The sequence below is a fragment of the Pseudomonas sp. BCA17 genome (assembly GCF_004519405.1).
Classification (GTDB): Bacteria; Pseudomonadota; Gammaproteobacteria; order Pseudomonadales; family Pseudomonadaceae; genus Aquipseudomonas.
This window is the reverse complement of the sequence record NZ_SGWI01000007.1, coordinates 46,964-68,321: the sequence shown is the minus strand read 5'-3', so window position 1 is coordinate 68,321 and position 21,358 is coordinate 46,964. Positions and strand designations below refer to the sequence as shown.

The window sequence follows — 21,358 nt, the reverse complement described above, 5'->3', positions numbered from 1 at the left end:
TATGCATGCCCCCAAGGTGCTTTCCTGAAACGCAGGCACGAGCAAACGCACCGCAGCCGGTGGTGGCAGAAAAGAGAATAGGGAGGCGAGGTTCACATTAGTCCTTAATGTATTTTGAAAACGCTGCAGTCCATGCAGCCCTACCGGTTGCGGGTGGGCGGGGTAAAGACCCGATTTTAGAGGAAATGGTTCCTTATGCGGTAGGAAGATTCCCGAACCACTAGGGATTTGCGTTATACCCGCGTGCAGACGGCAGGAGCGTTGGGGTTGGGGACATGAAGCCGGGGTTTGAGTCAGGCGCTGTGCCTTGCGTGGGTTTGGGCGGGGGGCTTATAGTCCGTCCCGTCGCCCAAATGGCGATCAGGTTTGGCGACCTGACAATAGAGTGCAAGAGCAACCCGCTTCTATGCAGGTGTTTTTGCACCCGCAAAGCTGTGCATGTTATGGCGGCTGTGCGCGGGAGACCTTCTGGTCTGCCGGTTACTCTGTTCCGGTTCGCCAACCTGCGTACAGCTGTCACCCATTCGTTTGGCGACGAGTGAGTGGCGGCTTAATCCACCAACAGAGTACTGAAAATGAACCAATACATGCCTCTCACGGGCCATGATTCCACCGTCCCCGCTCTACTCATCGACACCAATGCGCCCCTCGACGTCCTCCACGACGCCGCCGTGTACCGGATTCGAGCCGTCACCCAACTGCTGGAAAACCTGACCTTCCGCGAACAGCTCAGCAGCGATGCTGTGGTGCTTCAAGACTTCGCTCAATTGCTAGCTATTCCGCTGCGTGATGGGTGTGATTTGCTGGATGTCATCATTCGCAGGCTTAACAGCGTCAACTGACCGCGACAGGGCGGCTGACGAGTTGCCCTGTTAACGGTGAGGCAGTGAGTAGGTACGGGCCACGCTTGGGCTGTAAAGTGGCCTGTCGCCTATGCAACCTTGGCGCTGCGTTGCAGCTGCCGGCCCAAACCGCCAATTACCTTTATTTTCTCCCACAACTATTCGACGGAACGTGTGCGATAGCACCAGGCGTCTCTAGATCAGAGAGCTGTCGAATCACGCCACCGCACTGTTAGCTGACTGCCTGCCACGCGGGCTGAGCTTCAAACATAGCCTTCAGCTGTGCCTTGCGTGGAGGCAGTTCGGGGCTCAAGAGCAAGAGGACAAGATGCTGAATCTGCTTGAGCTGATTGCCCAGAAGCGTGTCGGTAAGCGTCCAGGCAGGATTGAGCCGCGCGCCATAAAACGAAGACCCAAGCCTTACCCCATGCTGATGAAAACACGTCGATCAGCAAGGGCCGAGGTCAGGAAGAATGGACACCCGAAGAATGTTAAGTAAGTGCCATTCTGGTCTGACCCCTATTTTCCTATTTTCCCCGAAACCGGATAACTATTTTATACATATAGAAAATACCCACCTCGCGAGAGGTGCATGATGTGTATTGAGATTTTGCTCCTGTTAAGGAGCGAAAAATCATGCCGAAAAAGGGCGTATTGAGCAGGTAGACCGCAGGTCGTCAGGGTGGGTGCAGATAGGATGCAACCTAGGAGCAAAAAGGAAGCAAATAGATAGCAAAAAGGAAGCAAAACGGGTGCAGATAGGTTGCAAAAACACCGGCGCAAGGCCGGTGTTAATAATATTCCTATAAAGGCTATTCACCATCTATCCATGCATGTTTTATCCAACTAGCGAGACTGGGCCAAGTTTCATTGGAGCGTCCATCATGCGCCCAGTAACTGACAGAGCCATCCTCAAGAAGACAATAGTAGTTCCCATTATCCTCGCAAATAGGGAGCCACGATTTTGGAACACCCTGCTCTCGAGCCTCTGCAACAACGTTCAGAAGCTCTCTCGGGCTATTTCTGTCCACGGTTAATCGAAGCGCATCCTTGCCATTAAAGATACTATCACTTGCCTCCTTGGCAAAAATCTTATACTCATCTGAAAATGAAATACCGAGTTCACGCTCATATGCAACAATTAAGGCATCATCAGGAAGTCGCTGTGCATTTGGAAGAGACATACGAACGCTTTTCAGCTCTGCGACAGCATCTTTTATGTCGATATCCATAACAATCTCCAAAACTAAAATTCATAATTCAAAAATCATTTGCCCGGCTTCTCCAATAGTCTTTTTTCCACTTCTCAAACTGTGACCTATTGATTCCAGAAGGAATATCAGAACCCGAATTTATATGAATAGCGCCACTGTTTTTTTGGTGAAAGCTTTGCGTAACCTCAGCAATTGGACCGTCTTGGGTTTGCAACATATGATGCAGATTGACCTTCTTGCCATCAGGTCCATATGGAGCCAATCCATTTTTCATGAGATCCAAATTTGTAAGACCAGTTTGGCTATCCACCCTACTTGGATCAACCAAATCGTTCCTCTGATAAACTTTATTACCATTGAACTGTATTGGCTCTTGAGACCAATACTTTCTTTGCTGACCAAAGAAGCCCGTCGCCTCGCTCTCTAACGCAGCTCCAGTTGCTTTTGCACCGCCCCCTTTCGCAAGTCTACCCAACGCCATAGCTGCAGCAAATCGTAGAACATCTTCCTTCGAGGCGCCATTGTCCACGAGATTCAAAACGCCAGCTACATCCACCGGCGCTAAAACCGAGTCGACCACACCACTCTTAAGGGCAAGCTCATTGATTTTTTCGTCGCTTAACCCCTGTCTTCTCCACTCCGCAATTTGCCCACTGTTTTTTATTGCGTCAACATAGGGATTGCTGATCATACCCAGCGGAGTCCAATCGATTCCGGACAGGGAATAAATATCGCCATAGCCTGAAGAGTCGGAACTCAGTTGTCCTTTCTTAACGCCCTCCATCATGGCGATGGAATAGTCTGTAACCAGAACACCAAATTCTTCCTGACTCAATTTGCCGGTTTTATAGAGCTCTACCAGCGTTTCGCCTGCCTGTTTCTCCTGCTGTCGATATTCATTGCGAATACCGCGCTCGCACTCACCGTTGCCAGCACACCCTGTAAACCGCTTCTGCAGCTCATCAATGCTTCCGATTCCGGCGGCTTTAAGCTTTTCATAAAGCACCAGACTCTTTTCATCCAATCGATCAACACCGTAGGTGTTCGACAGCAGGTTGTTCTGAACAGCATTAGTCCCCGCCTGCGCCCCCGTCACTACCCCGCTCAGGCCACCGCCAGCAATCCCACCCGCCAGCCCTGCGGCTAAACCAGACAACGCTGAGACCGTCTCTTTCTGCTCCTGCGTCAGATCCGCCGTTGCCTTACCTGGGTAGAGCTGGCGGGCGATCAGTTCGCCCGTCGCAGCCCCAGCACCGCCTGCCAGCGCCGAGTTCCCCTGCACTTGCGCCACCACCGCACCCAACACGGCATGCGCCATGGTGTTGAGTGCAGCGTCATTTCCGGTGGTTTTCTTGATGACTTGTGCCAGGTACGGCGCCGACGCGCCCGCAATAGCGGAACCGATATCGCCCCCCACCAACCCTTGCAGTGCTGCTGTCACCGCCTGTGCTACACGCGGGTAATTGCCGCCGACCCCGTAGTCAGCCATGATCCGTTGATAAGCGTCAGTGGCAATCAGTTTGTCCTTGTAAGCTTCGACATCCTTGGTTGTGGCATCTTTTCCAGGTTCCTTGATGCCACGCTTATCAAGTTCAGCACGTGCCTCTCTATCGGCATCGATCTGGCCTTGGGTTCGGACGATGTCTACTGCCTGAGTACCAATATCCGCAATCAACTGCACCTGCCGCAGGCGCTTCTGCTCTTTCTCCTTATCGAAGATGGGGCTGATGCTGCCGTTGGCGTGTTCAACATCGTGGCTCAGCGTCGCGACGTCCTGCTGCTGTTTGGCGGGGTCGCGGATGTCGAGGGTGCCGTTGGAAATCGCCGATGAGGTGGTGCCGCTGTCACTGTCGCCATGATTGAATGCGATCAAGCTGCCGCTGGGCATGTTGCTGATGAAAGCACTGGCGGCATTGCTGCCACTACCACTGCTCACGCTCGCGCTCTGCAACTGGCTTGTGTACTCAGCCTTGTTCTTTAAAACGCTCCAGCCAAGCGTGCCGGTGCTCAGGCGGTTTTTGTCCGGCGTGGCCGTGCTGGCGATCACGCTGCCATCGAGTTGCGTGTGGTTGCCCACTTCAATCTGGTAGCCGCCCTTACCGCCGAACAGCCCGGTTTGCTCCTGCACACTCTTATAGGTGGAGTCGATCTTGCTTTTGCTGATGCTCAGGTTTGCACTGCCACCGCTGCCGATGATGGCGAAGCTGATGCCGCCGCTGACGTCCGTCTGCTTGGATTTGTAGTCATCGGTGTCTTGCAGACTTTGCAGCGTAAGGTCACGCCCCACATTGGCGGTAATTTTGTCTGCGCTGACCTGCGCGCCCTTCAGGGCGGTGTCTCGCCCGCTGACCAGGCTGACCTGCTTGCCTGCGTCTAGGGTCGTTTCCGTCCAAGTGGTGCCGGTGCCCTTCTCCTTGCCAGTGCCCTTGTTCGCATTGGCGAAAATGCTCAGGCCACTTTCTTGGGAACCCACGCCTATGCTGATGCCTATCGCACCACCACTGCTGTTGTTTTTGCCATCGAGTTTTTGATTATTCGCCGCAGCTTCCAAACGAATATCGCGCTCCGCCGCCAGCTGTATTTCGTTGCCGGCCTGCAGCTTGCTGCCTTGAACATGGATATCACCTGCGGCTCCGGGCGTACCGTTGCCGTCTGCCACGATGGTGAGGTTGTTACCGGCCGTCAGGCTGCTACCCTGGCTGAGTGTCTGCTCCTGAGTCTGTTTGGAGTCGGATTTCTGCGAACCCAGGGAGAGGCTGATACCCACAAACTGCGAAATATTCCCGCTGTTCATACCGCCATCTTTTTGCGCCGCCTGCCACGCCTGGACACCCGTCAAACCCGCCTTAACACCTTGCAACGCCGAGAGACGACTGTCGTCCTCGTTCTTGGCTTGCTTGGCAGTCCGGTAAGCGGCGTCCACCGCACTACCCACGGTGCCAGATAGCGCCAGGGTCAAACCACTGGTTTTGCTCTTGGAGGTCTGCTCGCTACGGTTGTTGTTCTCGGAAGCCAGGATGCTGACATTTTGCCCTACCAGGCTGATGTCCTTACCGGCAACCACGTCAGAACCGCGAATGGTCAGGTCCTTGCCAGCCTGAATATCCACACTGCCCAGCACACTGCCGATGTTGCTGGCCCGGGTGGTTTCGGTGCTGCTGGTAAAGGTGTTCTGGTTGCTGCTTGAGCCCAACGTCACGCCGATGCCGCCGCTGCTCATCAAGCCCGACTTTTTGACGGAGGACGAATGACTTTGCTCGAAGGTCTCCGTCGCCCCATCAATCACCACATTGCGCCCGGCAATTAGGCTGGTGGCGTTGGTGGAAACAACGTCACTGGCGGTAGTGCCGATGTCCCGACCAGCACGCACAACCACGGTGTCAGCGCTAATGGAAGAACCCTGCTGGCTGATCTGGTTACTGCTGTCGATGCGCGTTTTCTGGCTGCTGGACAGCAGCCCGCTGCTGGTCTTTGTTTTGCGGTAGTAGCTGTAGTCGCTATTCTGCGCGGCGTTCAGCGCCAAGTCGTTGCCGGCGTAAAGGTAGGCTTCCTTGCCGGCACTCGCGCGGCTGGCACTGACAACGAGATCGTTGCCCGCACTCAAGGATAGGTTGTCACCGGCCACCAACGAGGTGCCCACTTGTTGTACATGATCCTCCTGGCTGGTGACCTTCTTCGAATTAAACGCCGAATGCTGTTCATTCGCCGCCGACGCCAGGTTCACATTGCCCTTGGCCGCCAGCGCCAGATCACGCGTGGCATTCAGTTGGCTACCGATGGCGCTGATATCCCGCGCAGCCACCAATTGGAAGTCGCGGCCAGCCTCGATCACGGTGCCGTACTGGTTTGCGCTGCTGCTGCGCATGTAGGTGCTGACGGTGTTGGCATTGCGCTGTTCGGCGGTGGCCAGGTTTACATCGCGCCCGGCTTGAACGCCCATGTCGGCGCCGCTTTTGAAGGCGCCGCCGGTGCTGTTGACGTCGCGCCCGGCTTGCAGGGTCAGGGTGTTGGCGGCTTCGATGCGGGCGGCGTTGTCGACGAAGTCGGTGCGTTCGGTGCGATAGCCGCTGCTGCTTTGGTGGCTGGTGACGGTGCGTTCATTGAGCACATCGCCATTTACCGCGCTGATGCTCACGTCGCGCCCGGCGATGATGCCGCCGGCGCGGTTGGTGAGGTTGTTACCGGCGAGCAGGTCGAGGCGGTTGCCGGCTTGAACGAGGCCGCTGTTGACCATGTTGCGCCCGGCGCTGGCAGCCAGGTTATTGGTGGCGCGCAGGGTGCCGACGTTATTGAGGTCGGCGCCGCTGACCAGGTTCAGGTCGCTGCCGGTGATGAGTGCGCCGTTGGGCGCCAGGCGGTTGTTGGCCTGGGCCAGGTAGAGCACGGGCACCAGCACTTGCTGGCCGGCGACGGTGGCGTTTTCCATCCACACGATGTCGTGGGTCAGGGCCGCGACTTGCTCAGCGGTGAGGCTCACGCCTACCGAGAGGTTGAGCGCTTGCTTGGTGCCGATGGCGTTGTCCATCAAGTACTTGAACATGGCCGTATCGCTGGTCTGGCCATCGATGAAGCGCTGGCCGGTGCGCGCGATCACGGCCTGCTGGATCAGGCGTTGTTCATACAGGCCATCACCCAGGCGCTTCTGGGCCTGGTCCGGGTCGAAGCCCAGTTTGGACAGCATATAATCAGAGCTTAAAAACTGGCTGAGGTTGGTCAGCAGTGGGTTGGTTTCAATCAGGTATTTCTGTGGATTGGAGACGAACTGGCTGTCTGGCAGGCCTTGCACGCGGTTGACCACCACGCCATCTGCCGAGGTACCACTGCCGGGTACGGCCGGGCCGGAAACCGGCGCGCGGTCTACGGTGCCGCCACCCAGGGTCCAGCCTTGCGGGCCGGTGTTGGCTGGTGCGCTGGCGCTTTCGCCACTGAGGCGGAACAGCCCGCCCTGCCCGCTGGGCAAGGTGAAGCCGGGCAGGCTCAACGGGTTGATCTGCTGTTGGGCCAGGTCAGGCGGCAGTTGCTGGTTGAGGGTGACGCGGGTCGAGTAACCGGCGGCGCCACTGGCGCCCGTGGCATCTGTCGTGGTTTTGGCGCCCGCACCGATGTAGTTGTAGCCCAGGCGCACCACGCTGTTGTCGATACCGGCTTGCGCCTTGACGTCCACCGCGCCGGCAGCCTGAATCACCGCGGCGTAGCGTTGGTCATCACTGGCGATTTTGGTGACTTTGCCGAACTGAGTGCGCTCGATCTCCATGATCCCGATGAAGTTGGCTACGGCAGCCTCCAGGCCACCGAGGTCATTGGGGTTGTAGCCAGGGCTTTGATACCAGTATTTATTGGTCAGTGCGCGCGCCGCATTGAACCAGCCGCTTGGGTGCTCGGTGCGCGCAGATGTAAAGAGCCGGTAGGTCTCGGTCTCGCCGGTTTCGATGCCGGTGTTGACCAGGTTGTTCAGGCGCGCGGTGAAGTTGCCACCGGCCGCAATCGAGCTGCTGCTGTTGAGCAGGTCGCCGCCGGCCAAGGTCATGTTGCCGCCCGAGGTGATGCTCGAGCCGGCACTGGCGGCGGTCACTTCCAGTTTGTCGCGGGTTACCAGCTCCCACACGTAGTTGCGCCCCGTGCCACCGGCGTGGCAGTCACCGGCATTGACGTACTTGATGCATGTGCCTTCGGTGGCGGACGCGGTATAGACACCTGCGTCGTTGACGGTCAGTACCGCCCGTTCGTTTTTGATCGAGTTGGCGGACAGGCTGAGGTTGCCGTCACTCTGGATCGTCGATGAACTGTTGAGGATGCTGCTGGCCAGGCCACCCTTGCCGTCGCGATCGACGCTCAGGTTGCCCATGCTGTAGAGGTCGGCGTAGCTGTTGTTCAACGCGTCGACACGCAAGCTCATGTCGCCGCCGCTGAAGATCAGGCCATGGTCGTTGAGTAACGTGCCGGTGGTAGCGGTCAGGCGCTGGCCACTGCCCAGGGTCGCGTAGTTGTTGATCGCGCCCGCGTTAAGCACCAGGTCGGTGGCGGCGGTAATGCGCCCACGGTTGTTGAGCGTGCCGGCGATGTTGGCGGTGGTGATGCCGCCGCCGGCGATGCTTGCCGTGTCGCTCAGGGTGGCCTGTGCCGCGCTGAGGTTGAGGTTGCCCAGGCTGCTGATGCGCCCGCTGCTGTTGAGGGCACCGCTCAATGTCAGGTCGAGCGTGCCGTCGCTGGCGATCAGGCCTTGGGTGTTCCAGTTGGCGCCGCTGCCGATGAAGCGTCGGGCGCCGAGCAGTTGGCCGGTGCTTGTCTGGCCGAGCGTGTTGACGTTGACCGTCAGTTGCCCGGCCTGGATCACGCTGCTGTTGGTCCAGTTGTCCTGGGTGATGGTCAGGTCACCCCGCGTCACCAGGCTGCCGCCGACGTCGTTGAGGTTGGCGGGCGCAATACCGAAGGTACCGGTGCCCACGTGCAATACATTACCGCCGAGGTTTTGCAGGCTGCCAGCGTCGAGAGTCAGGTTGGTGTTGGCGGTTTCCAGCACGCCGTTGCGGTTGTCGAACACGCCACCGATGGCGAACTCCGTGCTGCCGTCGGCGCCCAGTGCACGCAGGCGTCCGGTCTGATTGTCGAGGCTGGCCGCGCGCACCTTGAGCGTGGATTCGCTTTCGATGATGCCGAGGCGGTTGTTCAGTGCGCCGCTCAGGCCGAGGTCAATCTGATGGGCGGCGATTTGGCCATCATTGTCGCCGCTGTTATCGAAGTCGTGCCCAACCACGCGCATCAGGCCTTTGGCGTACAGCCCGCCATTGCGGTTGTCGAAATTACCGGTGGTGACCAGGCCGTTGCCGCCCTGCGCGGAAATGCGTCCACCATAGTTGTCCACGGCGCCGGCTTGCAGATCCAAGGTTTGCCCCTGCATCACGCCGCCCTGGCGATTGTTGTTGAGGTCATAGCCGTTGCGCAGCACGCCGACGATGCGGGTCTGGAGCAAGGCCTTGAGGCTGGCGAGGGTGCCGCCCCGGCTGTCGAGGCTAGCGGCGTTGACATTCAGGTCGCCATTCTGGGCGATCAGTTTGCCGCTCTGATTGTCGATGGCGTCGGCCACGTCGAGGGTCAGGCCGGTCTGGCTTTGCACGACGCCTTGGCCGTTGTCCAGCCGGTTGGCGCTGAGCTTGAGGTCAGCGTTCTGGCTGTAGATCAAACCGTCGTTGCCGTTCTGCACCAGGCCGCTGGCGGTGACGCTCAAGTGGTCGTTGGCGGCCAGCGTGCCACGGTTGCGGTTGTCCAGGCCGCCGGTCAGCAGGGTCAACAGGCCTTGGCTGGCAATCTGGCCGCCCTGGTTGTTGACCTGCGCGGCACGGCGGATCAACAGCGGGCCGCCGCTGGCCAATTTACCGTTGGTGTTGGTCAAGGCCGCCAGCAAGTCGAGGGTGGTGGCGGTGCCGCCACTGATGCTGCCGGTGCTGTTATCCAGGTTTTGCGCATTCAGATTCAGGGCTGCGCCGCTGTCGATCACGCCGCCTTGGGTGTTGTTCAACAACCCACCTACGGTGAGGTTCTGGCCGGCTGCGCTGGAGAGTACGCCCTTATTGCTGTTGTCCAGTTCGCCGGCGCTGACGGTCAGCGCTTTCTGGCTGACCAGCGCACCGCCCCCAATGTTGAGCAGGCTGGCGCTTAATGTGGCATTCAGGTCGCCGTAACGGCTCGACAAGGTGCCGCCGTTGCGGTTGTCGAGGTTCGCACCGCTGACGGTCAGGCCCTGCCAGCCGGACATCAGGCCATTCTGGTTGACCAGGTTGTCGGCATTGAGCACCAGCAGGTTATTGCTGATCAGCTTGCCGTTGCTGTTATTCAGCGTGCGGCCGCTGAGGTTCACGGTTTGCGCGCTGGAGAGTTCGCCACCCTGGTTGTTCAGGTCGCGCAGATGATTGATGCTCAGGTTGCCGGCGGTGGTGATCAGGCCACCGGTGTTGTTCAGGTCGCCGGTGGCGCTGCCGAAGTCCAAGGCAATCGCACTGCCCAGCAGTGAGCCGTTCTGATTGTCCAGTTCGGCACTGTTGAGCGTCAGGGTAGTGCCCGCATTGAGCAGGCCTTGGTCGCGATTGGTCAGGCGGCCATCAACGTTGAGCAGGGTGTCGCCACGACTGGTGAGCGTGCCGCCACTGTTGTCGAGGCTGGCGGCGTGAGCGTCGACCGACGCTGCGGCAATCATACCTTTGACGTTCGCCAGGGCCTGGCCGATGCGCAAGGTCAGCGCGGTGTTGCTCAGCAGCTTGCCGCCGCTGTTGTCCAGGTTGTCGGCGGTAAGTGTGAACGCTTGGCTGCTGGAGATCTCGCCGCCTTGGTTATTCACATCCTTGAGATTGTTGAGCATCAACAGCGGCGCGTTAATCAGCCCGCCCTGGTTGTTGAACTGGCCACGGTTGAGGTCCAGGGTCAGCGCTTCGGCGCTGGTGATCTGGCCGCCTTGCTGATTGTTCAGGTCGGAGGTGCCGATCTGCGCGGCCTGGCGTGCGCTCAGAGTGCCTTTCTGACTGTTGTCGAGACTCGCGCTGTTGAGGATCAGGCTGCCGTCAGTCACCACGCGACCGCCCTGGTTGTTTACCGCGCCAAGCGCGTTGAGGGTCAGCGGGCCGGCGCTGGAAAGCGTGCCGCCGTTGTTGGCCAGGGTGCGCGCCATGACGCTCAGAGGCCCTTCGCTGCTGATCAGCCCTTGGTTGCCGTTGAGCAACTGATCGACATTCAGACCTGCACTGCTGCCAGCAATGACCAGGCCGCCATCGCTGTTATCCAGTTGCGTACCAGTGACCTGCACACCCGCACGGCTGGACAGTTCGCCGTTGCGGTTGTCGATGTTGACGACATTCAGCTGTACACCACCGATACCCGCGACCAGACCTTTCTGGCGGTTATCCAGGCTGTTCCCGGTGAGGGTGACGTTGCCTTGGCTGGTGATCAGCCCATTCTGATTGTTGAGCGCGCCAATATTCAGGCTCAGCGTCTTGCCGGCCGTGACCAGCCCCGCGACGTTGTCGAGGGTGGCGACCGTCAACGTGGCGGTGTCCAGGCTGGAGACTTCACCCCCTTGGTTCTGCAAATCACCTACGGAAGCGGTCAGCGCGCCATTACCGGTGACTAGCCCACCCTGGGTGTTCTGCAGGCGATCAGCCGTGAGGGTCAAGCCGGCATTGCTGAGGATGCGGCCTTTGTTCTGGTTGTCGATCGTGGCGGCGGTAATCTGGGTGCGTTGTTTGGCACTCAGGGTGCCGCCCTGGTTGTTCAGGGCTTGGGCATCAACGCTCAAGGTGCGGCTGGCGATGACACTGGTGCCGGTGTTGTTGACGGCCTTGCCGCGCAGGCTGACATCACCCGTCGCGTTACGGGTGTTATCGGTGTTGACGCCAGCTTCGATGATGTCGCCATTGGTCAAGGTACCGCCGCTGGACAGCGCGATGCGGTCACGGGCGGCCAGGCTTTGACGGTTGGTGAGATCACCTTGGGTTTGTACGTCCAGGGTGGTACCGGCATACACCGGCCCCTTAGCGTCGAGGCTTGCGGCTTTGACGTTGACGGCGCCGCTGGCAGCGGTCTGCGCCATGCTCAAATGCCCATTGGCATCCAGCTGAATATCCCCACCACTGGCCGCCAACGTGCCGTCCAGCTTCACGCCCACACCGGCTTCGGTGCCCACCAGTTTGATCGCGCCGGCGTACATGCCGCCCAGGGCCGAGGAGTCAATCGCCAGCTCGGGTTTGGCGCTGCCGTCGTCGGCACGCGCGGTGGTTTTCAGGCTTTGGGCGTCGACGTCGTTGCGACCGGCGATCACGGTCAGTTCGCGGGCGTTGATCTGCGCGTTGATCTTGGCCGAGCGGGTGATGATTTCGAAGCGGTCGACGTTACTGGCATTCAGGCCCTGGCCGTCGATGGTCACGGCGCCGCCGTCGACCTGGTAGCGCTGCAGCTGACCGCTCGCGTCGAGCACGGGTTTGCCGGTAGTCAGCGTAACGTTGGGCGTGTTGATAAAGCCGCAACCGCTGCACGTAATACCGTACGGGTTGGCCACGATGACCTTGGCCGACTGCCCCGCCACTTCGGTATAACCGCGCAACTGGCTCGGGCTGCCGCCGTTGACTTCGTTGAGGATGACGTTCGCCGCGCCGCCCTTGAGGTTGGGGTTGCCGACGATGTAGCCGCCCAGTTGGGTGTTTTGCACCGCGCCGGTGGCGTTGTTGAGGATCACGCCGTTGGGGCCGACGTTGTAGTCCTTGAATTGGTTATGCGACAAGCCTGCGCCATTGGGCGTGGCGATGTTCACCACAGGCACGCCATTGCCGGCCTGGCCGACGGTGGTGGCCGGGTTGCTGACCACAATGCCTTCGGCCTGGGCCAGCAGCGGCTGCCAGAACAGTGCGTTGGCCAGGATCAGTACCAGGCCGCGCTTAGGCAGGCCGAAGAACGAGTCCCGTGGCTTCAGCGCAGCGGAAGGTTGACGGGCCAGAAAGGCAAATTGGCGAACATCCATTGTCAAATTCTCGATGTAACGGGCGTTGAATTACAGGAAGAAATCCATGCGGAAGTAGATCGGCGCTTCGCGCTCGGTCACCACCCCCGGTCTTTCCAACGAATGGGCAAAGGTCACGCTGGTGCTGACGTATTTGCCGCGGGCGAACAGTTCTACGGAGTTGCTTGAGACTCGGCCGTGGTTGTCGCCGTTGTAACGGTCGTTGCGAATCACACCCTGGTCGTAACCAAGGCTGGTGCCGTATTCGGCGAAGGCTGGGCGCAACCATTCCAGGGTGACCGGGCGCGCCCAGCGCACTTCGTTGCGCCAGTAGCCGCCGCTGTCGCCGGACAGTTGCTGGTCCTTGAAACCGCGCACCGACGATGAGCCGCCGAGGCTGATGCGTTGCGGCGAGAACAGCACGTCTTCACTGCGCTGCCCGGTGGCCAGGCTGGTGAAGCTGAACGACTCGCCCCACAGGGTGAATGGCTGCAGATAGCTGACGGTGGCGGTGTATTTACGGTAATCCGGGGTGGGCGTCAGGTTGCCGAACTGATCGCGATGCTGGTCGTCGCGCTGAGCATCAAAGGCGCCGATACCGTTCTGCACGCCCAAGTCGACGTTGACGAAAGCACTGCCGATACGGCGACCGTGGTTGATGCCAAACTGCAACTCACTGAGGCGGTTGCTGCTGACGTCGACACGGCTGTCGAGGACGTAGTTGTTGGTGCGCAGGTGGGCCAGGCCGACGTTGAGCGAGGTCTTGCTGACGTCATCGCGGTGGATCACACGCTCGGCCCGCAACTGATGGTTCTGGTTGTCGCCCGACTGCTTGAACTTGAAGGTGTCGGTGTAGCCCAGCGTGCGGTAATCACTCTCGCTATAGGTGTAACTGAAGTTCCACCATCCCCACGGCACGTTGTAATAAAGCATGCTGTTTTTCGAGGTTTTCTGGTGGTCGCTGATGGCGTCGTGGCCACCGCGCAGCACCAGTTGGTCAGCCAGGCCCAGCGGGCTGTCCCACTCCAGACCCGCGCCCCATTGCTGTTCACCGGTGCTGCGTTGCCCGTCGTTATTGCGCGACAGGCTGGCGCGCCAGGGCTTTTGCGGGGTGTTCTTGACCACCACGTCGCTGCCGCCGATCTGCTGGCCGGGGGTCAGCTCCATTTGCGCCTGTTTCGACGGCAGGCGGTTGAGCTGGTCCACCAGTTGCTCGACTTCACGCAGGTTCAGCGCTTCGCCGACCTTGCCGGGAAATGCCATGGCCAGTTCGCGATCGGTGACGTTGCCGCCTTCTGCGCTTCTCACCGCTTCGAGTTTGCCTTCTACCACCAATACTTGGAGATGGCCGCTGGAAAGGTCCTGCTGCGGCAAGTAGGCACGGCTGGTGACGCGGCCTTTGGCGATGTAGTAATCGGTGATGACCTTGAGCAGTTCATTGAGCTGCGAGACGCCCAGGCATTGGCCTACATACGGCTTGAGCAGGCGTTCGCGGTCGGAGGCCGGCAGGCTGTCGGCACCCTTGAGTTCGATGTCTTTGATCGGGAAGCAACGGGTGTCCGCCGGCGTGGCCGGGGCCTGGGGCTTGGCCTCTTTGCCGGGCAGGTCCTTGAGCTCTTCAAGGCGTCGCTGCTGCTCTTCGAGCAGGCGGTTCTGCCGGTCGCGGATCAAGTCCTGATCCCCTGGCGTAGGCGCAGCGATGGCGCTGTTCAGGCCCAGGTATGCGAGCAGGACAGTGCACAGTAAATACCGAGTCCGTGATAACAAAGACATGTTCGATCCATCGAAAAATCAAGGGCGGCAAACTAACATCGAACTTCCAGCGTTCAAAGAAACTGGCTTAGTTGCGCGTTCGGACTAGTTAAACCAATAACCCATTGATTAATAACAATTAAAAACCATCAAAAATAAAGTACGCCGATGTCATGCATGATTATTCCGACAGGTGGCGACATTTTTGACGGCAATAAGGCTAAGTACGGCTCAAGGGCCATTATTAGGCCATCAAGCTCTTGCCGAGTTAGGTTAGTACCGGGGATCGGGGAAAAGTTCGCAGGTATTGTGTGAATTGGATCCCATTTATCGGATCCATCCACCGACTGGCCCCGGTACCCGTCGGTTAATTCTCTGTAGAAGCGAGCTGGCTCGCGAAAAACTCACAGGCGCCGCGCCCGTTCAGGTAGCACGCGTTATCGTTGACGCTTTCACGAGCGAGCCCGCGCCTACAGGCTGCCGGCGTCGTTGCCTTTTGGCTGGCCGGGCACCAGGGTCAGCGGCGGGCGCTCCACGTCCCGGGACACATGGGACTTCACTTCCCCCACCCCGCCCTCTTCGTCGTTGTGGATCACCAGCACACCCGGCCGGCGCAATTGCTCCAGGTCGCCTTCGCCCAAGTTGAAACTCTCACTCAGGCGCTTATCGCTGAGGGCATTGGCCTCGGCGCGGCGCTGGGCGAACTTGCGGCCTTTGCGTTGTTGGTAACGCGCCCAACCGATCAGGATCACCGCGTTGAACACGGCGATCCAGAGGTATGTCTGCAGGGTGTTGAGTGCGGCAAAGATCGGCGCCTCCAGGCGTGGACCGCCATGGGTTTCGAGCATCGCGCTCATGCCGCGCGCCAGCAGCCAGATCAGCCCGAACCAGGCCAACAGGGTCAGCAGCACATCGATGATCCACATCACGGCGTTTTGACGAGTTCTGACCAGTTTCATGATCACGCCTCCTCTTCGCTTGGTTTGATACCGCGATCCGGGCTGACCCAGCGTGCGCGCTTCTGATGTTGCTTGAACAGCACCCTGGGGAAGCTGACCAAGGTGGTAAACAAGCTGACCAGCCAAAACACCATCGGGTACCACACGGTCCAGAACAGGGTTTTCCACAGGTCTTTTTCATAACGCCGGTCGATCAGGATGCTCACCGCAAACTGCAACAGGCACACCATCGCCAGCACCAGGCCGGTAAACGCCGGTGGCACCAGGGAGTCCACGGCAATCGCCGGTGGCAGCACGATGAACTTGCCCACGGCCCAGAAGATCACCGACAACAGGAAAGTAAAGGCCCAACCGGTGGACAGGCAGTATTCGAACAGCAGTGGCCACAGGTAACGATGGCGCCATTGCCAGATGCCACGGATGTTCTTGAACAGCACTTCGGCACCGCCCTGGGCCCAGCGCAAACGCTGTTTCCACAGGCCGCCGACGGTTTCAGGCATCAAGATCCAGCACAGGGCACGGGGTTCGTAGAAGATGGCCCAGTGATCGAGTTGCAGCTTCCAACTGACATCGATGTCTTCGGTGATCATGTCGGTGCTCCAATAGTCGATGCGGTCCAGCGCCTTTTTACGGAACGCCACCACCACCCCCGACACAGTGAAGATCCGGCCGAACACACGCTGGGTGCGCTTGATCAAGCCGATGATCGAAGAAAACTCGCCCACCTGCACCCGGCCAATCAAGGTGGAGCGTGTGCGGATGCGTGGGTTGCCGGTCACGGCGCCCAGACGCGGGTTGTCGAGCATCGGCGCAACCATGTAGGCGGCGGCGTTTTTGTCGAGCAACGCATCGCCGTCGATGCACACCAGGTATTCACTGCGGGCGGCCACGGCGCCCATGCGCAGGGCCACGGCCTTGCCCTGGTTCTGCGCCAGGTGCAGCACGCGCAGGCGCGGGTTTTCCAGGGCGAGGGCGTCAAGCACAGCGGCGGTGTTGTCTGAGGAGCCGTCGTTGACCGCGATCACTTCGATATTCGGGTACAACTGGTTCAGCGCCGCGTGAATGGTCTCGGCAGCGTTATCGCCTTCGTTGTAGCAAGGGATGATGATCGAGATCATCGGGTTGCCCGCCAGGGTCGGCGCCGGGGTGTCTTCTTCCCACGGCCAGTGGCGTTCCCAATGCAGCCAGAAGTACAGGCCGCCGGCAATCCACAGGCCCGACATAAACAAGGGGTAGAAAAACACAAAGTCCATCAGGAACTGCCCGGTGACCAGGAAGATCAGGCCCAGGGGCACGCCCAATACCAGTGCCAGGACGAATAGAGCCAGGATTCTGTCGAACATGATCAAGGGTTCCACTGGTTGGAAAGGGCCGGACGCACGGTGTTCAGGTCCGGTGAGTTTTCCAGGAAGTTGTCCGGGTAGTAGCCGAAGCTCTTGACCCCCTGGCGTTTGAGTACCCCCATCCATTCAGCCATCTGCGCACCGTTGATATCGGTCGCTTCTTTAGTGCGCCAGTCTTTGGCTTGCAGCTCGAACACCGTGTGTTCAAGCGCGCCGGGGCGGGCTTTGACCTTGGCGACCAGTTTCTCCAACCAGGCATTGGAGTTTTTCAGCGTTTCGCCTTCCATCAACGGCATGGCCATTGGCGCGGTCCAGTCATAGCTCTGGAGGAAGTCGTCGAGGTTCTGCGCAAACCAGGCTTCGCTGCCCGGGTTGAGCATCGGCTCGGCAAAGATATTGCGCGCCGTCAGCACCTGCGGGCCGCCGATGGCGCGGACCTTGGCAGTCAACTCATGGGTGAAGTCGATCAGGTAGCGGCTCTTGAAACGGGTCCAGCGTTGCATCACCGCAGGATCGGCGCGCAGGGCCGCGATGCTGCCGGGCAAGCCATTGGCGGCGTAGGCCTTGAGCGCAACGGGACCGGCGTCTTCGAAATCCGACAGCACAGCATCATCGTGGTACAGCACGCCGTCGATGGCACTGTTGCGCGCCAGGTCTTCGTAGATCTCACCGATGATCTTGCGCACCTGGGGGTCAAACGGCGACAGGCGTTGGTATTGATCCGGGTCGAGCGCGACCTTGCCGGTCTGTGGGTCCCACCGCGTTACGCGAGGCAGCTTGGGGTCAAGGGCGAAGCTGAGTACCGGCATCCACGCGTAGACGCTCGCGTGGGCACGGGTGTGCAGTTGCCAGGAAACGCGGTTGAACAAGTCGGCGCGCACCGGCAGGTGACGGTTGGGGAAGTACAGCGAATGCACCAGGCCGTCTCCCTTGGGGTCGGCAAAGGCTTGCAGGAAGACGGTGCCCGCGCCCATGTCCACCACGCGCTGCACCAACTGGTCGAGGTTGCGCGCTTGCTGCGCCGGGTCCGGGTCATAAACGTTATCCAGGTCCACATGCAGCACGCGCAGCGGCGCCGGGGTTTGCACCGCGACGATGCTGTTGGCGAAATGTTCGCCATCGGGGTCGGAGGCCACCAGGAAGCGCGGGCTGTTCATCAGCTTGCCGAGGTCATCAATGCCGTCGTCCAGGGTCAGCGCCATCTGGTAACCCTGCTCGCCGACGATCGCCAAACTGGTGCCTTTGGCCGCACCGTACGGCCACACCCATACCCGTGGCGCCTTGCCGGTGACGGCCTGGATTTTCTTCGAGATCGACGCGACATCGGCACGCATCCGCGCATCGAACTGCGCCTGGCTCTCATAGCGGCCGGTGGCCGGATCAAAACGCAGGCTGGTCGCGGCCGGCTCCAGGTTGCCTTGAGGGTTGGCCAGCACGCCTTTGTGGCTGGCATCGGTGTGCGCGGCAATCTCCACCAAGCCGGATTGGGACACTTCGCGAATCTGCTGCCAGGTGAGGAATTCCCCACGCGGCCGCGGCATCCCGGCGAAGTCCACCGGTTGGTTGAGCGGGGTATCGATCCAACTGCCCACCGGTGCCAGCAACGCCGGCCAATGGTAGGCGCGCAGTATCGGCATCACCCGCGTGTAAAAGCTGGAATAACCATCATCGAAGCTGAGCATGATGGCCTTGGGCGGCAACTCGGGGCCGCCCCGACGCGCCGCCAGGATCTGGTCGACGGAAACCGGCTGGTAGCCGTTCTCACGCAACCACGCCAACTGTTCGATCAAACGCTCGGTACGCACCGCCACCACGGCCTGGTCGGGGTCACGGTCCTCCACGTCGTGGTAGGCAATGCCCAGGAAGTGGTTTTTCGGCCACGGCGCTTCGTTGAGCGGCGTCGGCCGCTCGGCGGGTGGGGTATAGGGCGCGGGTTGCTGGGCGCAGGCGCCGGCCAGCACTACACCCAGGACCAACAAGCAATGGCGGAGGACAGTCATGGTCAGGCTCTTTTTAGAATCGGTAAGTGAGGTCGACGAGCAGACGCAGATCGCGCTCTCGGTCGCCGTCGTAAGGGCGGCTGATCAGGCTCAGGTTGGCACCCACCTCCAGCACATCGTTCCAGAGCAGGCGCTGGCCGTAGCCGATCAAACCGATACCGCCCGTGGAATAATCCCGCTGGCTGTAGGTACCGGCACCGAGCTGGAACTGCTGACTCCACTGGGTCTCGTAGCGGTGGTAGAGCACGTGATTGACCGTGACGGTGGGCAACACGGTGAAGTCCGACTTGGGGTTGAAGTACACCGTGTCGTTCTTGGTGTTGCGGCTGGCGCCGACTTCCAGGCCCAGGTCGACTTGCACATGGGGCGAGCTGTAGATGCCCTCGCGGCCGGTGAGCAACGCTTCGAGACGATCATTGCCGTCGCTGAAATGGGACGGGCTCAATGCCAGCTTCCACTCACGGCTTTCATTGGCGCGCCAGCGAATGAAACCGCTGCCGCCATTGGCCGTAATGTCGGCATTCAGCGCCCGCAGCGGCGTAGTGGCCAGGAGGTAGCCGAGGCTGCCGCCGTATTGCCAGTTGTCGTTGATGTCGCGAGCGATCGACACGCTCGCCCCTTGCTTGGAGCCAAAACCGTAGGAGTGGTTGGAGACTTCGGCCTGCAGGGTCATGTCGCGCGTGCGCCGCTCCACGCCGACACGTTGCCAACGGTGCTGGCCGGTGCCTTCGCTGAAGTCGGCAGTGGCGTAGCCAAGGCCGGCGAACACGCGCCAATCTTCGTCGATGGGCGGGCTGTAGAGCACGCTTTCGATGCCCCAGTCGCGGCTGCCGGCCACGGCGCCGACGTCGCCATTGTTGCCGCCGCCATAGCTTTTACCGGTGTAGGCTTCGACCCGCAGTTCGGCCATGTCATGCACATTACGCAGGCGGTTAAGGCGTTGTACCTGGCGGTTGTCCGGGTTGCGGGCCAACACGTCGTCGGTGAGCGTGTCCATCTGCCGCCACTCTTGCAGGTCCATGGCGGTATAGGCCTGGGACACTTCCAGGCTGATATCCCGCGGCGCCTGGGCTTCGGTTTCCTTGAGCGCGCCCTCGGAGCGGCGCGGCCAATCGCGGGCGCGGTACATATTGGCTTGGGCCAGTTGCAGGCCGACATTGCCCGGGGCTTTGCGCACCAGCGCTTCAAGGCCGGCTTCGCTGCCTGGCAGGTCGCCGGCGAAGGTGTCGGCCTGGGCGGCCAGCAGTTGCGCGTCCATCCAGTTGTCGTTGGGGTTGCCGATGGGCAAGCCCTTGAGTTCTTCGCGGGGGTTCTGGCTCTTGGCCAGATTGCTGGCGACCTCGCGGGCATCCAGGGCTTTGTCACTTTCCACCAGGGCATAGAACAGCGCGGTGCTGTCTTCCACACGGTCGGCTGGGTCGGCATCCGGCGCGGCCAGCGCTTGTCGGTAGAGCGGCTCGGCTTTTTCCGGCAGGCGCTGGTCAAGGTAAGCGGCGGCGACCCACCGGATGGCGTACGTCGGCAACTGCACGCCTTCACCTTGCAGGGTCTGGTACTCGCGGATCACCTCGGCGGTGCGTGCCCGCGCCTTGAGGGCGCCCAGGCGGTCGATGCGCCAGCGCACCACGTCATCATGGGCGCTTGCGTCCGGCGTCCAGCGGGCAAGCAGTTGGTCGTAGTCGTTGAGCGCGCGGTCGGCGATCACATAGCGCTCTTTCTCGCTGCGCGTGGCGAACTCGGCCATACGCACGCGCTCGGCCGCAAGATCGCCTTCCAGGCGGCGCTGGGTCACGGCGTCCAGCGCACCCGGATGTTTGGCCGACAGGCGCAACGCAGGCTCCGGCAGACGGGCCTTTTGCAGGGCGACAATGTACTCGCGCACTACCTCAGGCTTGTCGCCTGCCAGCACAAATGCCTTGTCGAATTCATTCAGGGCATCGTAGTTCAAGCCGGCGCGGGTCAACGCGTAGCCCAAGGCCATGCGCCGGTTGGCGTCATCCGGCTTGGCGGCCACCAGCGCGCGGGTGCGCGACACCGCTTCGTTGATTTGGCCACCGTCAGCCTGGGTCAGGGCCTCGCCCAGTTGCAGGTCGACGTTATTCGGCTCCCGCAGCAGCGCCTGCCGGTAGACCGCCAAGGCCTGCGGCCACTGCTTCTGGTTGCGATAAGTACGGGCCACCGTGGCCAGCGCCTGGGTCGTCAGGTTGCGATGTTTGCCTTGGGCTTCGTACACCTTCAGCACTTCGGCGTCTTGCCCGGCCCAACCGGCTATTACCAAGTGATCGCTGATCTGCCCAGGCGTCTGGCGCTCGGCGGGCAGTTGGCGCAGTTGGGTCAGGGCGGGCGCGAAGTTGCCGTTACGCGCCTGGATGATCAGGGCGTCGTAGGCTGGATCGGCCAAAGCGAAGGCCGGGATCAGCAACTGGCTGCACAGAGCGGCACCGATGAGCAGGCGCAGCCGGCCTGGCGCACTGAGAGGGAGGGTTCGCAGCATGTCGTGAGCTTCCTTACACACGGAAAGCTACAACGATAGGTGGTCCTGAGCAGTTTGCATCAGGGGTGTCGGCGTCTAGTGACCCGACCTAGCTTTCCTGTAGGAACTATCCATTAGGAATGTAGGAGAAAGGGCAATCAGGAACAATTGTTCAGAATTGCCCTGACCGCCAAAAACCAACGGGGGAAAGGGGTTACCGCGATAACGAGCGCTCTACGGCGGCTACGCCGAGAGTTTGACGCTTATCCCGCGCAGCCTCGCTCCCCCTATTTAT

8 protein-coding genes and 1 pseudogene are annotated in these 21,358 nt (G+C 60.4%); 2 read left to right on the top strand and 7 right to left on the bottom strand.

The genetic code is table 11. The annotated features are described in order from the left end of the window. The first annotated feature begins 587 nt into the window (after window positions 1-587). The gene (locus EXW71_RS23020) at window positions 588-842 is read left to right on the top strand and encodes a hypothetical protein (protein WP_134660476.1); all 255 of its coding nucleotides are present in this window, start codon (window positions 588-590) and stop codon (window positions 840-842) included. 223 nt (window positions 843-1,065) lie between these two features. Beyond that, window positions 1,066-1,341, top strand: a pseudogene (locus EXW71_RS29145) (IS4 family transposase); the annotation flags it as partial. A 313-nt stretch (window positions 1,342-1,654) separates the two neighbouring features. On the opposite strand, the gene EXW71_RS23015 reads toward EXW71_RS29145, so the two are convergent. The 7 genes from EXW71_RS23015 to pgaA form a co-directional block, all read right to left on the bottom strand. After that, window positions 1,655-2,074, bottom strand: coding sequence for an SMI1/KNR4 family protein (locus EXW71_RS23015; protein WP_134660303.1), 420 nt, complete (start codon window positions 2,072-2,074; stop codon window positions 1,655-1,657). Between the two features lie 28 nt (window positions 2,075-2,102). Continuing rightward, on the bottom strand, window positions 2,103-12,557 hold the full coding sequence (locus EXW71_RS29140) for a hemagglutinin repeat-containing protein (protein ID WP_256657105.1): 10,455 nt from the start codon (window positions 12,555-12,557) through the stop codon (window positions 2,103-2,105). A 30-nt stretch (window positions 12,558-12,587) separates the two neighbouring features. Continuing rightward, entirely contained in the window at window positions 12,588-14,309 is a 1,722-nt protein-coding gene (locus EXW71_RS22990) for a ShlB/FhaC/HecB family hemolysin secretion/activation protein (protein ID WP_134660302.1), read from the bottom strand. Between the two features lie 449 nt (window positions 14,310-14,758). Further along, the gene (pgaD, locus tag EXW71_RS22985) at window positions 14,759-15,247 is read right to left on the bottom strand and encodes a poly-beta-1,6-N-acetyl-D-glucosamine biosynthesis protein PgaD (RefSeq protein ID WP_134660301.1); all 489 of its coding nucleotides are present in this window, start codon (window positions 15,245-15,247) and stop codon (window positions 14,759-14,761) included. Window positions 15,248-15,249: 2 nt separating this feature from the next. After that, entirely contained in the window at window positions 15,250-16,590 is a 1,341-nt protein-coding gene (gene pgaC, locus EXW71_RS22980) for a poly-beta-1,6-N-acetyl-D-glucosamine synthase (RefSeq protein WP_134660300.1), read from the bottom strand. 2 nt (window positions 16,591-16,592) lie between these two features. Beyond that, window positions 16,593-18,590, bottom strand: coding sequence for a poly-beta-1,6-N-acetyl-D-glucosamine N-deacetylase PgaB (gene pgaB / locus EXW71_RS22975; protein ID WP_134660299.1), 1,998 nt, complete (start codon window positions 18,588-18,590; stop codon window positions 16,593-16,595). Between the two features lie 13 nt (window positions 18,591-18,603). Further along, the gene (pgaA, locus tag EXW71_RS22970; RefSeq protein WP_134660298.1) at window positions 18,604-21,084 is read right to left on the bottom strand and encodes a poly-beta-1,6 N-acetyl-D-glucosamine export porin PgaA; all 2,481 of its coding nucleotides are present in this window, start codon (window positions 21,082-21,084) and stop codon (window positions 18,604-18,606) included. Window positions 21,085-21,358: the final 274 nt, after the last annotated feature.

Excerpts from the sequence above, each read along its gene's own strand:
- EXW71_RS23020 (WP_134660476.1), top strand. The coding sequence starts at position 588 with ATGCCTCTCACGGGCCATGATTCCACCGTCCCCGCTCTACTCATCGAC.
- EXW71_RS23015 (WP_134660303.1), bottom strand. The coding sequence starts at position 2,074 with ATGGATATCGACATAAAAGATGCTGTCGCAGAGCTGAAAAGCGTTCGT.
- EXW71_RS29140 (WP_256657105.1), bottom strand. The coding sequence starts at position 12,557 with ATGGATGTTCGCCAATTTGCCTTTCTGGCCCGTCAACCTTCCGCTGCG.
- EXW71_RS22990 (WP_134660302.1), bottom strand. The coding sequence starts at position 14,309 with ATGTCTTTGTTATCACGGACTCGGTATTTACTGTGCACTGTCCTGCTC.
- pgaD (WP_134660301.1), bottom strand. The coding sequence starts at position 15,247 with ATGAAACTGGTCAGAACTCGTCAAAACGCCGTGATGTGGATCATCGAT.
- pgaC (WP_134660300.1), bottom strand. The coding sequence starts at position 16,590 with ATGTTCGACAGAATCCTGGCTCTATTCGTCCTGGCACTGGTATTGGGC.
- pgaB (WP_134660299.1), bottom strand. The coding sequence starts at position 18,590 with ATGACTGTCCTCCGCCATTGCTTGTTGGTCCTGGGTGTAGTGCTGGCC.
- pgaA (WP_134660298.1), bottom strand. The coding sequence starts at position 21,084 with ATGCTGCGAACCCTCCCTCTCAGTGCGCCAGGCCGGCTGCGCCTGCTC.